The sequence below is a fragment of the uncultured Pseudoxanthomonas sp. genome, from assembly GCF_947498795.1.
In the GTDB taxonomy this organism is placed as follows: Bacteria; Pseudomonadota; Gammaproteobacteria; order Xanthomonadales; family Xanthomonadaceae; genus Pseudoxanthomonas_A.
The window spans coordinates 646,210-660,948 of sequence record NZ_CANMLQ010000001.1; the positions used below are offsets into that span (position 1 = coordinate 646,210).

Sequence of the window (14,739 nt, forward strand, 5' to 3'; positions counted from 1 at the left end):
ATGATCGATGATCTCCTGCGCACAGCACATATCCGGCGCAGGCAGGCTGTCCGGATCATCCAGACTGTCGTCTTTCAGAAAGAAGATCGTGGCGATGATCAGTGGCCCCCCTCATGCCTAGTTGGCCCAAAAGCAAGGCCGACACACTTCGATTGTCTAAGACAGCTTGGCAATGTCCGAGGCTTAAGATCATTGTTGGCGCTTAGCGCAAACCTCATTCCAGGCCAGTCGTTGCTCATAGCCTAGATCTGGGTCTGACTCGACAAGCGTCGTGTACAAGTTAATGAATGTGGCTGGGGAGTCGATCAAGCGAAGATAGTACTTGATGGTATCAAGTACTCCGTTGACGATGATCTCGCACCCATTTGAGCGTCGGAAATCGTTCGTCAGCTTTGCAATCTCATCAATCTCTCCGTCGGCGACGCCCACCGTCGACAAGATCAGATATCGCTGCACGGAAGCGGTTTTTATCTTCTGAATGGCTTCGGCCACATGATTTCTGTTGATCCCAACTTCAAATTTTATCTCAACAGCTTCAAAAGGCGTTCCGCTCCTGTTTACGTCGATGTCGCCTACTGAGCCGCTCTTGCGATTAGCGGCTTTCATCCGTTCCAAAGGGCCTAAGTCAAGGTCCTTATAGCGATCAACTGTCGGAAGGATGGCCTGATAGATCGCGTAAATTGCCACCTGCGGCAGGCGGGGGTTGTTCTTCTCGTAGCCGTGCAAGAAGTGTTGTTTCAGGAGTGTCGTGGTTTGATCGATCGATAGGTTTTGAGGCTTTTCCAATGGAACCTTCCCGCGATTCCTGTCGTCTATAAGTGCGCCTAGGATCAGTTGCAGCGCGGCCTTCGCGAACACAAGCGGGTCTTCCGCCGTTTGTATGGAATTCACTGTTCTTATCATTAGCGGGCCCGCATGCTTTGGCTGGGTCTTGAGTACGAGGTCGTCCATGTACGGTCCAGCAAAAGAGAATGTCTGGCTAAGCCAATGGGTTTCGACGTTGTAGTAAAGGCTGTTCGCCTGCAGAAAGGGGATGGTTGCGCTGTGATCGATTGATCGCGCGGAAAAGCCGCCTACGAACTCCGACTTATGAAGCCGAATGTCTTGGCTTGGTTCGGTGAGCTTGTAGGCTGCTAGAGTTAGGGCGATTCCGCGAGCAGCATGCTTGGTTCTCGATAACTTGAGAATGTCTTCATAAGCTTCGCCCAGGATCGCCTTTTGGTCGGACCAGTCGTCCGCTTTAAGATGAAGCTCGGCCGCGAGGTACGCTTCTCGCAGAAACTGGGTAAATCTCTCGAGCTTTCCTACCTCTACAGTCTCAGTCGTAGAGGCGGGTGCCTCCGCTTTGTGAGTCGCCAAGGTGGAAGAAGGCTCAGGTTCGTTCTTCGGGTTGGATGGCGTTGGAGTTTCGTTGTGTGTCATGCGCTCCTCCGTCGCTCTAGTTGGGCTTTGTCTGAAAGAAGCGGGAACGGATAAGTACAAAGCATCCTTTCATCGCGAATGGTGGCATGAGTTTCCGGTAGCCTGACGTCCCATCGCATCTCTCTAAGCCTGAAAGTTAAACTTCGAACCTCTTTATGATCGCATCCCATCGCTGCTGAAAAATCGGGCTCTGAAAGAAACTGGCCGCAGTTCTCAGAAGATCCAAAGAACTCAATGGCTTTCTCTAGTGAGGTCTTCTTTCCGCCGGTAATCCTTGTCGACACTTTTACGGTGTCTCCACGGTTGGCGTAATGTCCATAGATGTCGATCAGGGTAAAAAACTGACTATCTTTCGTTAGTGAGTCTTCAATCAGATCCCAGATTCGAAAGATATCCTCATGGTCAAGCATCGTTGCTTTGCAGGTCAACGATTCGATGTGTAGTAGGTACTTCGAAAGTCCCGAAATCTTAATCTCGATTTGGCGCTTTGCTTTGACTGAAAGAGGATCGATGGTGAGGTCGATGTGCTGGTCGTGACGTTCATCTACTACCTTGTAGCAGCGTTTGGCCGCTCTCGGTCGCGGGCGACTCGCGAGTATCTGTTTGTCGAAAAATCCCTCGTAGACGGCAAAGAATTGCTCCTTGGAGTTCTCTCTCGGCTGGTCAAGGTGAGTGACGTTTGCGAACCGCTCTGCAATTTCGCGTTTGGCAACATCTTTGAAGTGATTAGTTCTCTCGCGTTGACGTTGTCGGAATGTCGACGTAAAACCAGGGGGGCGAAGAGCGAAATCAAGCTTCTTTGAGGGTCGCAATAGCTGCTCTCTAACGGAGTGGGCTATTACTTGCGCCAACCGTGGCGGGACAGAATTTCCGATCTGCTCAACAACCTTGCCGAACTTTCCGACAAGCTCATACTCGTCCGGGAAGCTTTGCAGGCGCTTCAGCTCCGGAACGGTGAAATGGCGATTCTTCCAGTGAAAAGGTCCGGTGAACTTTCCTGGCTGCGCTTTGATGGTGCGAGACGGACTATTACGGTCAACTTTGTAAAGAAAGTCGTGAAACTTTGAGCGCCAGGCGAAATAGGGCTTTGGGTATCCCATCTCACGGGTGAAAAAGGAATAGTTGAGGCCTTCTGGGACGAGTGGCAGCAGGTGTCCGTAAAGGCCATCAAACTCGTGCGACGGCTCATCTGGGTCCTGAAGGTCCTTAATGGCATCGTAGATCGACACTAAGGCCGGCCCGTTCATTGAGTCGGGCCCATGAGTGGGTAAAGGAAACTCATAGTTCAGAGCCCGGTCGCGATAGCCCACGATGATGAGTCGCTCGCGATGCTGAGGGACGCCATAGTCGGCGCTATCGATTACCTCGGCGCGTAGTTTGTAACCGAGGCGGGAGAATGCATTGCAAATCTCTCGCCATGGTTCACCATCGTTTGCGCCTGGTAGGCCATAGACATTTTCGAATACAAAAACGGCCGGTGAAATGGCTTTGAGGATGCGGCAATAGCTTTCGAACAGGCGCCCTCGTGGGTCAATCGTGCCAAGAACTCCGCCGGAACGACGGCCGGCAGCGGAGAAGGTCTGGCATGGCGGGCCACCGATTACGCACTCAATGCCGACTCCGACGTAGGGAGTCGGATCGAAAGTGCGGATGTCTTGGCAGTGGACGTTGAGCTTGGGTCCAAACAAGCGACCTGGTCCCTTGTTGCGCTCAATGCTGGCCGCATAGCCGGGCTCGATTTCTACACATCCGAGGATGTCGAAGCCAGCGGCGTGGAAGCCGATATCGAGTCCACCTGCTCCGCTAAACAAGCTAAGGGTCTTAATTCTTTTTTGAGGCATGCTGTGGGCTCAGGGAAGGTTCGCGTTCTTCGTTGTAGATGGGGCGTGTTGGCTGCCGTAGTGCTGTGCGACGTACTTACGCATGAATTCTCTGAGTACTTGAGCTGCTGCCCGATCATTTGCACGGCAGGCGGAGATGAAATCTTGTCTGAGCTGATCATCTACCCGCAGTCTGAACCCGCTTGAGTCTTGCACGTAGGCCTCATGGATGTACGTGGTGTGCCCAAATTGTATCCGTCTTCGGAGCCGTAACCTATCCCCTAGGATAGGTTCGGCTGCCCTAGGGGCGCCCCGCTAAGCTGTCCGCTCGCTCTTCGCAAAGGGGCACGGGGACGCAAGTGCCGTCATTGAGTCGATTCTTCCCTCCCGTAGTCTCGTCCATTGAGACTGGTGTCGCTTCCTAGTGTTCGTGAAGGAGGCTCTGACTGCGTTAGACGTTGCCGAGTGCGCCACTATGTTCAAGGTCTGCTTTCGCTGTTGATTGCTGGCGGATTCCCCGAAGCCCACCTGCTGCAATGGATGGGTTACCGCGCTCGACAGACCCGAAAGTACGAACCTAGGAAGGTCGTCATCGCTCACAGGGATCACCTCGATAATTGCCGCCCGTCATCAAAGAACTGGTCAAAAGCAGCCCCGGCACTGCGACAGAAAAAGATGTCTCAGCGCTCCACGGCAAGTCGTCTGGCGGGGAATACGGGCTGTTCCTCACCCTGGGGACTTTCAGTCCCGCGTCTCGGACATTCGAGCAAGCAAGTCGAGCTTGCGGCGGATCGACGGCGATGAGCTGGCCGAGCTGACCTTTGCGCACTACGAGCAATTTGATTCGCGCCACTAGGGTCTGCTGCCATTGCGGCGGATCAATATGTGTCGCAGGTGTTGGCCAAGGACTGAAAGGTCAGGCGAAGCAGCCAAGTGCCGTCGGCTGACCTGTTTTTTTGATTGAGTGCGATGTAGCAGGGGGAGCTTCGAAGCTTCTCAACGAGCGGTGCCACCCCCGAGATTGGGTGGCTTTTCTTCGCTCGCGTTAGGGGCGAGGGCCGGCGTAGGACTACGTCGGGAGTGGGCGAATAGAACACCCGAAAGGGGAATAAGCCCGCCGTCTTGTTGCGGTTCGAGCCTCCCGACACCCCCGGCGCATGCGCGTCCGGGCCGTACCCATGGATTGGAGTACTTGTATGTCAAAGCATGTCGGATCGGCGACCGGTTACCTGTTGAGCGAAGACGGACACGCCGAGCTCTGTCGCCTCATCGAACACCTCTACCTGTTGGCCTGCCTCACCCGCGCCTACGCCCCAGGCGCGCCCGACGAGGAACCCATCCCTATCCCGCCCACCCATTGGGCCGCCAGCCTCCAACTGTGGGGCGACACGCTGGAGCGCACCTTGGCCGCGCTCCGATGGCAGGGCCCCTGAAGCCGAGCGCCCGGCACGCCTGCCCGGCAGTTCAGTGGGCCCGCTCGCAATGGAATGCGCGGGTGAGATAGGGGTGGGGATACAGAAAACACCTCGCAAGCCTCAAACCCTTATCCGCAAGCCTCTCCAGCCTTGCCCGCAAGCCGCCGAGCCTTGCGCGCGCGAGGCATCAGACCTTGCGGTCGGCATGCCATGACCTGCACGCAAGGCCGCCGCGCATCGCGTGCAAGCTGCCGCTTCCCCGGTTTCTCACATTGCGCCTTGCGCGCGAAGTGCCGCGCCTTGCCATCGCAAGCCTGCTGGCGTCGCGATCCGTGCATGGCGGTTTCGCCTGCAAGGCATTTCGCCTTGCGCGCAGGGCAGGCGGAATCCAGGCGCAAAGGAAACCATCCCGCCGCTCAGGCTTCGCACCATTGCCGGCAAGGCTTAATGCCTTGCGACTCACATTGACGCACTTGCGCGTGCGGCCCTTGAGGCGCGCGCAGCGCACGCTACGCTCCTGTTGCCCGCCATGGTGGCGGGTACTCGAACGGATGCACTCAAGGAACGACCATGACCCAGAACCGTATTGCCGTCACTTTCGCGGATACCGCACTGCAGAACATCGACACCGCCATCAACAGCCTCGAACAGGAGTTCGCCGGCTTGATCGGCCTGAGCCCCGACGAGCGTCGCGACCTCACCAAGATGGGCGCCAAATCGGAAGCGTTCTGCCGGCAGGCCGTGAACGTGTTGAGCGAACACAGCGGCGTGCTACCGCGCAACTTCGACCTGGCCGGCTACGTCGGCGATCTCGCGGCGCTCGATCAGCTCCGTCCGCGCGCCGTTCGGCTGCGACGCCTGCTGGAACGCATCGCCGACAGCGAAATGGCCCTCGGCAGCGACCTGATGACCGCATCGCTGGAAGGCTATGCCCACCTGAAGGTGGCGGGCAGGGGAGAAGGACTGGACGAGCTGCGCAAGATGCTGTCCGTGCGCTTCAGCCGCCGCAGCGCAACGCCCGTCGCGCCCGACCCCGCGGGCGGCGACGGGGGCACCGTCACCAACGGCTGACGCCCCCGCATCCTCTCGACAAAGGCCCCGCAACGCGGGGCCTTTTTTCATGCGCGCGCACGCCGCGCCTTCATCTCCATGAACCCCTGCGCGATTCAAGCCAGCGCGTGCGCGGCCGATACAACGCCAGACGTTCTTCCGCCCTGCTGGCCTCCATGTCCCTGTTCCTGCCCGGCGGCGCGCCAGCGCCCGCAACCACCCGACGCCTGCGGCGCATGACCCGCCTGGCGTGCGCCTGCGCCGGTGGCCTGCTGGCGACCACGGCCCACGCCCAGGCACCGGACCTGTCGCGCCTGTCGCTGGAAGACCTGCTGGACGTGGACATCGTCACCGCCTCGCGCTTCCAGCAGCGCGTGGCCGATGCGCCGTCCGTGGTGCAGGTGATCACCGCCGACGACATCCGCGCGCACGGCTGGCGCACCCTGGCCGAGGCGCTCGACAGCCTGCCCGGCCTCTACGTCAGCGACACCGGCCTGTACACCTACCTGGGCGCGCGCGGCCTGCTGCGCGCCGGCGACTACGACACCCGCTTCCTGCTGCTGGTCAACGGCCACCGCATCAACGACCCCGTCTACAGCCAGAGCCCGGTGGGCGCCGAATTCCCGCTCGACCTGGCGCTGGTGGAACGCATCGAATTCGCCCCCGGCCCCGGCTCGGCGGTGTACGGCTCCAACGCCTTCTTCGGCGTCATCAACGTGCTCACGCGCGAGCCCGACACCTACGGCCACGGGCAGCTGCGCGCCGCCGCCGGCAACCACGGCACCACCGACCTGCAGCTGACCGTGCCCGTCAGCGCCGGGCAGGGGCGCACGCTGCTGTCGGTGCGCGCGTTCGATACCGAGGGCCGCACGCTGCGCTTCCCCGCCTTCGCCGACACGCCCACCGGCGGCGTGGTGCGCGGCCAGGACAGCGAGCGCGTGCGCCAGGTGTTCGTACAGCACGCGCGCGACGGGCTGTCGTTGCAGCTGGTGGCCGGCGACCGCCGCAAGGACGATCCCGTCGCCCCGTACGAACAGACCTTCGCCGTGCCCGGCGCGCAGGTGCAGGACCGCTGGATCGCCTTCGGCGCCACCCTGGCCCGGCCGCTGGGCGAGCGCGTCGAGGCGAGCGCACGCCTGGACGTGATCGACTACCGCTACGTCGGCGACTACGTCTACGGCAGCGCACCCACCTACCTCAACCGCGACATCGCCTCCGGCGTGTCGGTGGTGGCGGGCGGGCAGGTGGTCGCCCGCGTCGGCGCGCGCCATACCTTCGTCGCCGGCGCCGAAGCGCAGTGGGACCGTGGGGTGGTGCAACGCAACTTCGACGTATCGCCGCGCGCGACCTACCTGGATTCGCGCCAGCACATGACCAGTGGCGGCGTGTTCGTCGACGACGAGTTCCGCATGTCCGACGCGTGGCGGCTCAATGCGGGCCTGCGCGCCGATCGCAGCGACCGCGGCATCGTGCGCCTCAGTCCGCGCCTGGCGCTGATCGGCACGCGCGCGGACAACCGCGTGGTCAAGCTGATCGTGGGCCAGGCCTACCGCTCGCCCAATGCGTACGAGCGCTACTACCAGGTGGATTCGGACGAAAGCGCGCAGCTGGCGAATCCGTCGCTGAACGCCGAGCACGTGCAGACCGCCGAGCTGTTCTACAGCCGCAGCGTGGGCGCGCACAGCCGGGCCGAACTCAGCGTGTACCACTACCGCCTGAGCGACCTGATCACCTTGGCCGCCACCGACGACGGCACGCTGACGCTCGCCAACGCCGGCCGTGCCACCTCGCGCGGTGCCGAGCTGGCCTACGCCTACCAGGGCGACGGCGGCGTGCGCCTGCGTGCGAGCTATGCCTACAGCGACGTCACCGAATCGGATACCGCGCGGGCCCTCAACGCGCCGCATGGCATCGCCCGCGTGCAGGCGTCCGTGCCGCTGGCCGCCGGCTGGGACCTGGCGATGAGCGCGCACCACATGGGCCAGCGCGTGTCGCGCGAGGGCCGCGTGCCGGCCTACACCACCGTCAACGCGCACCTGGTGTGGGACGTGGCCTCGCGGCCGCTGGCGTGGTCGCTGGGCGTTCGCAATCTGCTGGACGAGCGTTACGCCGATCCGGTCGGCCCGGAGTTCCTGCAGGACACCGTGCCGCGGCGCGGCCGCGAGTACTGGCTCGAAGCGCGGTGGCGCTGGTGAGCGTGCGGCGCGCCGGGCAGGGGATGGCCGCGCTGCTGGGGCTGGCGTTCGCCGGCAGCGGCCATGCGCAGGTGGACGAACACGCGCTGAAGGCCGCGTTCGTCTACAACATCGCCGCGTTCGCGCAGTCGGCGCATGTGCGTGCGTCCACGCTGACCATCTGCACCCAGACTGATGCGGCGCTGGCGGCCGCGATCGCCACGCTGGCCGGCCGCGACCTGGCCGGCCGCCGCGTCACCGTCGCCCGCGTCGCCAGCGCCCCCGCGGCCGACTGCGACGTGCTGGTGCACGCGGCGGACACGCCCGTGGCCGCGGCGCTGACCGCACTGGTGATCTGCGACGCCTGCGCGTTGCCCAACGGCGTCAGCACGGTCGCGCTGGTGCGCGAAGGCAACAAGATCCGCTTCGACGTGGATGCCACGCGTGCGCGCGCCAACGGCATCACCCTGAGCAGCCAGCTGCTGCGCCTGGCCCGGCGGGTGCTGTGAGCACGCCCGGCTTCCGCACCTCGGCCAGCGTGCGCACCAGCGCCATCGTCGCGACGGTGGTGCTGCTGGTGGCGGGCTGCGTGCTGATGCTCATCCAGTGGATCGACATCCGACGCGAGTTCCTGGCCGACGCCGAAGCCCAGGCACGGGTGGTGGCCTCGGGCAGTGCGGCGGCGGTGATGTTCCGCGACAGCGCCGGCGCGCGCGAGACGCTCGCGCCGCTGGTGTCCGTGCCGGCGGTGCGCCAGGCCGACATCGTGGCCCGCGATGGCGAAGTGATCGCCCGCTATCCCGACGGGGTGGACGCCGCGGCCCGCCCCTGCGGCTACGACTGCGCACGGGTGAGCGCGCCGGTGCTGTTCCGCGACCAGCCGGTCGGCACGGTGCGCCTGCAGATCAGCATGAAGCGCGCGCACGGACGGCTGGGCAGCCTGGCCATCGCGTTCTGCATCGCCTCGGCAGTGGCCTACGCGCTGGCGCTGCCGCTGATGCGCGGCATGCGCGAGCGCGTGCGCCGGGCCGAGGCGCAGTTGCACCACCTGGCCCACAACGATCCGATCACCGGGCTGCTCAACCGCAACGCCTTCAACGCGCAGCTGGAACACGCGCGCACGCGCAACCGCCGGCTGGCGCTGGTGCAGCTGGACCTGGACCGCTTCAAGGACGTCAACGACAAGCTCGGCCACCAGGGCGGCGACGCCCTGCTGCGCCAGGTGGGCCACCGCATCGCCGACGCCCTGCCGGCCGGCGCACGGCTGTTCCGCCTGGGCGGCGACGAGTTCGCGGTCCTGCTGGCCGGCGACGACGCGGCTGCGCGCGTGGGCGGCGTGGCCGACGCGGTGCTCGACCGGTTCGTCGTGCCTTTCACGGTAGACGGCCTGAGCCTGCGCATCACCGCCAGTGCGGGCATCAGCCGTTGGCCCGAGGATGCCGCGCGGCTGGAGGAACTGGCGGCCAATGCCGACATCGCCATGTACTGCGCCAAGCGCGAAGGGCGCAATCGCGCCGTGCGCTTCGAGCCGCGCCTGCGCCAGGCGCAGCTGGCCCGCATCGGCGTGCGCGAGGCATTGGGCCAGGCCGTGGCGGCGGGGCAACTGGCGCTGCATTACCAGCCGCAGGTGTGCGCGGAAAGCGGACGGCTGCTCGGTGCCGAGGCGCTGCTGCGCTGGACCCATCCCGCGCTGGGCGTGGTGCCACCCTCGACCTTCATCCCGATCGCCGAAGAAGGCCCGCTGATCCTCGAGCTGGGCCGCTGGGTGATCGGCGAGGCCTGCCGGCAGATCGCGGCCTGGCATGCGCAGGGGCGGGGCCATGTGCGGCTGGCCGTGAACCTGTCGGTGCGGCAGACGCGCGAGGACGCGCTGCCGGGGTTCATCGACGAGGTCTTGCGCAGCACGGGCGTGCCCGCGCACTGCCTGGAGCTGGAAGTGACCGAAAGCGTGCTGATGGAGGACGCCGACGTGGCCGTCGCCCAGCTGGCCAGGCTGCGCGCCCGCGGGTTGCACATGGCCATCGACGATTTCGGCACCGGTTACTCGTCGATGGCCTACCTGAAGCGCCTGCCGATCGACAAGCTGAAGATCGACATGGCGTTCACCCAGGCCGTGCCCGGCGATGGCGAAGCGATCGCCACGGCGATCCTGGCGATGGCGCACACGCTGGGCCTGAGCGTGGTGGCCGAAGGCGTGGAAACGCCGGCGCAGCGCGAATTCTTCCGCCAGGCCGGTTGCCAGCAACTGCAGGGGTACCTGATCGGGCGTGCGGTGCCAGCTGACGAATTCGCGGCGCGCTGGCTCGCTGCCGCCAACGTGGCGCAAGGGGCGGTGTGCGTCGCGGGCTAGGCGAGGGCAGGCGACGCGGCGCGCGCACCGCGGCGGGCGAGGTGCTGCATCGCGCCCGCATCCTGCGCCGGTTCCTGAACAGCAACCCCTCACCTGATCCCGACCCTGCCAAGTTTCACGGGTCCCGCACGCCGACGGGCGGTAGGGTGGCGCATCGCCATCAGACACCCCCCGCCTCCATGGACAGCTCCTTGATGGCAGGTGGCGCGCACGCCTCTGCGGAGCAGCGCGTCCGCCTGTACGAAACCCTCCTGCAGACCACGCCCGACCTGGTCTACATGTGGGACCTGCAGCACCGCTTCACCTACGCCAACGCCGCATTGCTGGCCATGTGGGGCAAGACCTGGGACGAAGCCATCGGCAAGAACTGCCTGGAACTCGGCTACGAACCCTGGCACGCCGCCATGCACGACCGCGAGATCGAACAGGTCATCGCCACCCGCAAGCCCGTGCGCGGCGACGTGCCCTTCAACGGCACCAACGGCCGCCGCATCTACGACTACCTGCTGGTGCCGGTCATCGGCCCCAGCGGCGAGGTGGAGGCCGTCGCCGGCACCACCCGCGACGTCACCGAACGCAAGCTGCACGAAGAAGCCCGCCGCAAGAGCGAAGAGCGCCTCGCCGCGATGGTCGATGCCACCTCCGACCTGGTCTACCGCACCAACCGCGACTGGAGCGAAGTGGACATCGTCGGCGGCAGCCTGCTGTTCGGCCGCCACGGCACGCTGACCCCCGATTGGCTGGACGTGCTGGTGCACCCGGACGACCGCGACCTCGTCGCCGATGCCATCACCCGCGCCCGCATCACCCAGACGCCCTTCAGCGCCGAGTACCGCCTGCGCGCCGAAGACGGACACTGGGCGTGGGTGTCCTCGCGCGCGGTGCCCATCCGCCCCATCGGCGGCGAGGTGACCGAATGGTTCGGCGCCGCCACCGACATCACCGCGCGCCGGCAGCACGAAGAACACCAGCGCCTGCTGCTCAACGAACTCAACCACCGCGTCAAGAACACCCTGGCCATCGTGCAGTCGCTGGCCATGCAGACGCTGCGCGGGGCAGACGACATCGGCGCGGCCTGCGACCGCTTCGAAGCGCGCCTGCACGCGCTGGCGCAGGCGCACGACGTGCTGACCCGCCAGGAATGGGACCACGCCCCGCTGCACGACATCGTGCGCACCGCCATCGCCCCGTGCCTGGTCGACGATGCCGACCGCTTCGACATCGAGGGCCCCGAGATGCAGCTGGACCCGCAGCGCGCCCTGGCGCTGTCGATGGCGTTGCACGAGCTGTGCACCAACGCGATGAAGTACGGCGCGCTGTCGCGCAAGCCCGGACGCGTGCGCATCCACTGGCGTGCCGAAGCGGTGCAGGGGCGCCACAGCCTGGTGCTGTCGTGGGAGGAACACGACGGCCCGCCGGTCGTCGTTCCCGACCACCGCGGCTTCGGCTCGCGCCTGATCGAGCGCGGACTGCGCCACGACCTGGGCGGCGACGTCGCCCTCGATTTCGACAAGGCCGGCGTGAAGTGCCGGATCACCGCCCCCATGCCCGACCTAGGAGTGGCCGCATGACGACGACCGAACCGGCACCGCGTGTCTTCATCGTGGAAGACGAATCGATGCTGGTGATGCTGCTGGAAGACCTGCTGCCCACGCTGGGCTACGAGGTGGTGGGCAGCGCCGGCTCGGTGGAGCAGGCGCTGGCCGACCTGGCCGATGCGCAGATCGACCTGGCGGTGGTGGACGTGAACCTGGCGGGGACGCAGTCGTTCCCGATCGCCGATGCGCTGCGCGAGCGCGGGGTGCCGTTCCTGTTCACCACCGGCTACGGCCAGCAGGGGCTGCCCGAGCGCTTCGCCGACGCGCACGTACTGGCCAAGCCGTTCCGTCGTCATGACATCGAAGCCGCGTTGACGCGCCTGCGCTCGGCCTAGTCACCATCCGCACGTGTCGGCACGCGCAGCGCACGCGATGTGCGCGTGCGCGATCAGGCGGGGGTGGGATCGTTGTCGCCGTGCACGTACGGCACGCCCAGCAGGCGCGACAGCGCATGCAGCCGGCGCAGGACCGCCGAGCGCAGATGCATGGGCGCTGCATCGTAGACCTGCGTCCACAAACCACGCAGGAAGGCATGCGGGTCGCCGATGTCGGCGCCGGAGCGGACCAGGAATTCGGCGTCGTTCAGACGCGCGTCGATGCGTTCTTGGCAGAGCATGAAATGAATGTGGGGCGTGTCGCGTCAACATTCTGTGCTCGGCGTGCATGCGTGTTCAGCGCGCAGTCGCTTTGTTCATGCATCGTGACCGCAGGCTGAAAACGCACGCGCCACGCTCACGATCCGTCAACGTATTCCCCCGCAGGCTGGTTGCTCGCAAGCGAGGAACCCGCCATGGATCGCAAGACCCGGGACACCACACGCGTGTCGCCCAATCCGCTCGAGGAACAGCGTCGCCCCGATGGCGACGTCGTGCCCGGTGAATCGCCGGGCAAGCGCACCAACGACGAACGCAACGATCCCGCCGCCGAACCCGGCGCGAAGGACGGGCAACCCCGCCGACATCCCCCGCAGATCTGAGGACACACCATGACCCCACTCGACAAACCGCTTCGCCGCGAGCTGACCCTGGGCGAGCAGGCCTACACGCTGACCATCGACCCCGCCGGCCTGAAGCTGGTGGAAAAAGGACGCCGCAACGGCGTGGAAGTGCGCTGGGCCGATCTGGTCTCCGGCGACGCGGCCATCGCGGCAGCATTGCAGGCATCCACCGCAGACAAGTGAGCGCGCCGTGTCGGCGCGCAGGAGCATCGCCATGACACCTCGCATCGACATCGCCGCGCACGGCACACCGACGCCCACCGAACCGGGCAAGCCGACACCGCCCGGCCAGCCCACGCCGCCCGGCGCGCCGTCCGAGCCCGGCAGGCCCAGTCCGCCGGGCACGCCGAGCGATCCGTATCGGCCGGAGGATCCGGGCAGGCCGCCGATGCCGCGCGACCCCGGCGATCCCGACGACACCCCGGTCGGCCCGGATCAACCCCCGGATGATCCGGTCCACATCGACGATCCGCGCGAGCCGCGCAGCATCGCCGACTGACCGCGCACCACCGCAACACCGCACCAGGACAGGGGAATCACGTAGACGACCGTCAGCCCACAACGAACAAGGAATCCCACGGAGTGTTCATGCGACTTGCCGATTTCATAGAGGGAAACACGCAGCAGATCCTCGACGATGCCGTCGAGTTCGCCGTCACGCAGGCCCCTGAAGGTGCGAAGCTGAACCACAAGCGGCTGCGCAACGACATTCCGTTGATCCTGCGCGAGATCGTGGCCGACCTGCGGACGGAACAGAGTTCGGAGCAGCAGCACGCCAAGTCGCAGGGGCGGGCGCCGTCGCCGGCCGGTCCCGAATCCGCCGCGACCCGCCACGGACGCAGCCGTGCGGACGATGGGTTCGGCGTCAACCAGATGATCGCCGAGTACCGCGCTTTGCGCGCCTCGGTGCTGCGGCGGTGGGCGGCCGATGAAGCCCTGCTGGCCACCTCCATCGACGACATGGTCCGCTTCAACGAGGCCATCGACCAGGCCGTGGCCGAGTCGCTGGTGGAGTTCTCGCGCACGGTGGAGTCGTGGCGCAACGTCTTCCTCGGTGCACTGGGCCACGATCTGCGGGGTCCGCTCACTGCGGTAGTGGGCACGGCGGAATTCCTGCTGGACAGCACCCGCGGCACGCCGCACGCACGCCAGGCCGAACGCATCCTCAACGGGGGCGTGCAACTGAGCCGCCTGGTCGACGGCCTGCTCGACTACAGCAAGAGCACGCTGGGCGCCGGCATGACGCTGCATCGTGCGCCCTGCGACCTGGCGGCGGCCGTCAGCGACGAAGTCGATCTGCTGCGTACGACGCTGCACGGCGTCACCCTCACCCTGCATGTCGAATGCGACGATGCGTCCGGCCACTTCGACGACGCCCGCCTGCGCGAGGCCGTGCACAACCTGGTCACCAACGCGGCAAAGTACGGCGAGGCGGGCGGCGACATCCGCGTCACCATCGACGGCGACGAGGACAGTGCCTGCATCGCCGTCAGCAACGCGGGCGATGCACTGTCCACCGACGCCCTGAATGCGTTGTTCGATCCGTTGCGCCGCGGCTCCCGCCAGGCCCACCACGGTGAACACACCAGCCTGGGCCTGGGTCTGTTCATCGTGCGCGAGATCGCCTCCGCGCACGGCGGCGACGTCACCGCCCGCGTGGAAGACGGACGCACGATCTTCGTCATCCGCCTGCCGCGCGAAAAGGAAGACGCCCCCGTCGCCGCGTGAGTCCGGGCGCAGCAGTCGAACCAACATGAGAATCTCCGCTCCCTTCTCCCCGTGACAACGGGGAGAAGGTGCCGCAGGCGGATGAGGGGCGTTGTCCCGTCAGTGCGCGCCCACTCAACCTTCGATCCACACGAATCTCCGCTCTCCTTCTCCCCGTGACAACGGGGAGATGGTGCCGCAGGCGG

At 65.3% G+C, this 14,739-nt stretch carries 13 protein-coding genes and 2 pseudogenes; 12 read left to right on the forward strand and 3 right to left on the reverse strand.

Annotated elements, in window-relative coordinates:
• Positions 1–189: 189 nt before the first annotated feature.
• Both Q0907_RS03100 and Q0907_RS03105 read right to left on the reverse strand, forming a co-directional pair.
• Positions 190–1,422 carry a hypothetical protein gene (locus Q0907_RS03100; RefSeq protein WP_299341389.1) on the reverse strand — a complete coding sequence of 411 codons (1,233 nt, stop codon included), beginning with the start codon at positions 1,420–1,422 and terminating at the stop codon, positions 190–192.
• Positions 1,419–3,263, reverse strand: coding sequence for a DNA cytosine methyltransferase (locus Q0907_RS03105; RefSeq protein WP_299341392.1), 1,845 nt, complete (start codon positions 3,261–3,263; stop codon positions 1,419–1,421). Before Q0907_RS03105 ends, Q0907_RS03100 begins: the two co-directional genes overlap by 4 nt.
• Before the next feature lie 1,175 nt (positions 3,264–4,438).
• Here Q0907_RS03105 and Q0907_RS03110 point away from each other — a divergent pair.
• The 8 genes and pseudogenes from Q0907_RS03110 to Q0907_RS03145 all read left to right on the forward strand — a co-directional run bounded on the left by Q0907_RS03110 (position 4,439) and on the right by Q0907_RS03145 (position 12,164).
• A complete protein-coding gene (locus Q0907_RS03110) occupies positions 4,439–4,675 on the forward strand; it encodes a hypothetical protein (RefSeq protein ID WP_299341394.1) in 237 nt (78 codons plus the stop codon).
• A 552-nt stretch (positions 4,676–5,227) separates the two neighbouring features.
• Positions 5,228–5,728: a hypothetical protein gene (locus Q0907_RS03115; RefSeq protein WP_299341397.1), complete on the forward strand. Its 501-nt coding sequence runs from the start codon at positions 5,228–5,230 to the stop codon at positions 5,726–5,728.
• Positions 5,729–5,883: 155 nt separating this feature from the next.
• Entirely contained in the window at positions 5,884–7,902 is a 2,019-nt protein-coding gene (locus Q0907_RS03120; protein WP_299341399.1) for a TonB-dependent receptor, read from the forward strand.
• Positions 7,899–8,390: a YfiR family protein gene (locus Q0907_RS03125; RefSeq protein WP_296280803.1), complete on the forward strand. Its 492-nt coding sequence runs from the start codon at positions 7,899–7,901 to the stop codon at positions 8,388–8,390. The genes Q0907_RS03120 and Q0907_RS03125 overlap by 4 nt, the downstream gene beginning before the upstream one ends.
• The gene (locus Q0907_RS03130; RefSeq protein WP_299341402.1) at positions 8,387–10,231 is read left to right on the forward strand and encodes an EAL domain-containing protein; all 1,845 of its coding nucleotides are present in this window, start codon (positions 8,387–8,389) and stop codon (positions 10,229–10,231) included. Before Q0907_RS03125 ends, Q0907_RS03130 begins: the two co-directional genes overlap by 4 nt.
• A gap of 194 nt (positions 10,232–10,425) precedes the next feature.
• Positions 10,426–10,821 (forward strand): annotated as a pseudogene (locus Q0907_RS03135) (PAS domain-containing protein); the annotation flags it as partial.
• A gap of 156 nt (positions 10,822–10,977) precedes the next feature.
• Positions 10,978–11,802 (forward strand): annotated as a pseudogene (locus Q0907_RS03140) (HWE histidine kinase domain-containing protein); the annotation flags it as partial.
• Positions 11,799–12,164: a response regulator gene (locus Q0907_RS03145; protein ID WP_296280806.1), complete on the forward strand. Its 366-nt coding sequence runs from the start codon at positions 11,799–11,801 to the stop codon at positions 12,162–12,164. The pseudogene Q0907_RS03140 and the gene Q0907_RS03145, both read left to right, overlap by 4 nt.
• Before the next feature lie 53 nt (positions 12,165–12,217).
• Here the strand turns inward: Q0907_RS03145 and Q0907_RS03150 are convergent, their stop codons facing one another.
• Entirely contained in the window at positions 12,218–12,445 is a 228-nt protein-coding gene (locus tag Q0907_RS03150) for a hypothetical protein (protein WP_299341405.1), read from the reverse strand.
• 174 nt (positions 12,446–12,619) lie between these two features.
• On the opposite strand from Q0907_RS03150, the gene Q0907_RS03155 reads away from it, so the two are divergent.
• The 4 genes from Q0907_RS03155 (at position 12,620) to Q0907_RS03170 (ending at position 14,554) form a co-directional block, all read left to right on the forward strand.
• Entirely contained in the window at positions 12,620–12,805 is a 186-nt protein-coding gene (locus Q0907_RS03155) for a hypothetical protein (RefSeq protein ID WP_299341407.1), read from the forward strand.
• A 9-nt stretch (positions 12,806–12,814) separates the two neighbouring features.
• Positions 12,815–13,009, forward strand: coding sequence for a hypothetical protein (locus Q0907_RS03160; RefSeq protein ID WP_299341410.1), 195 nt, complete (start codon positions 12,815–12,817; stop codon positions 13,007–13,009).
• Positions 13,010–13,040: 31 nt separating this feature from the next.
• Complete coding sequence (locus Q0907_RS03165; RefSeq protein ID WP_299341412.1) at positions 13,041–13,325, forward strand: hypothetical protein; 285 nt, start codon at positions 13,041–13,043, stop codon at positions 13,323–13,325.
• Positions 13,326–13,414: 89 nt separating this feature from the next.
• Positions 13,415–14,554, forward strand: a complete 1,140-nt coding sequence (locus tag Q0907_RS03170) for a sensor histidine kinase (protein WP_299341413.1) — start codon at positions 13,415–13,417, stop codon at positions 14,552–14,554.
• The last annotated feature ends 185 nt before the right edge of the window (positions 14,555–14,739 follow it).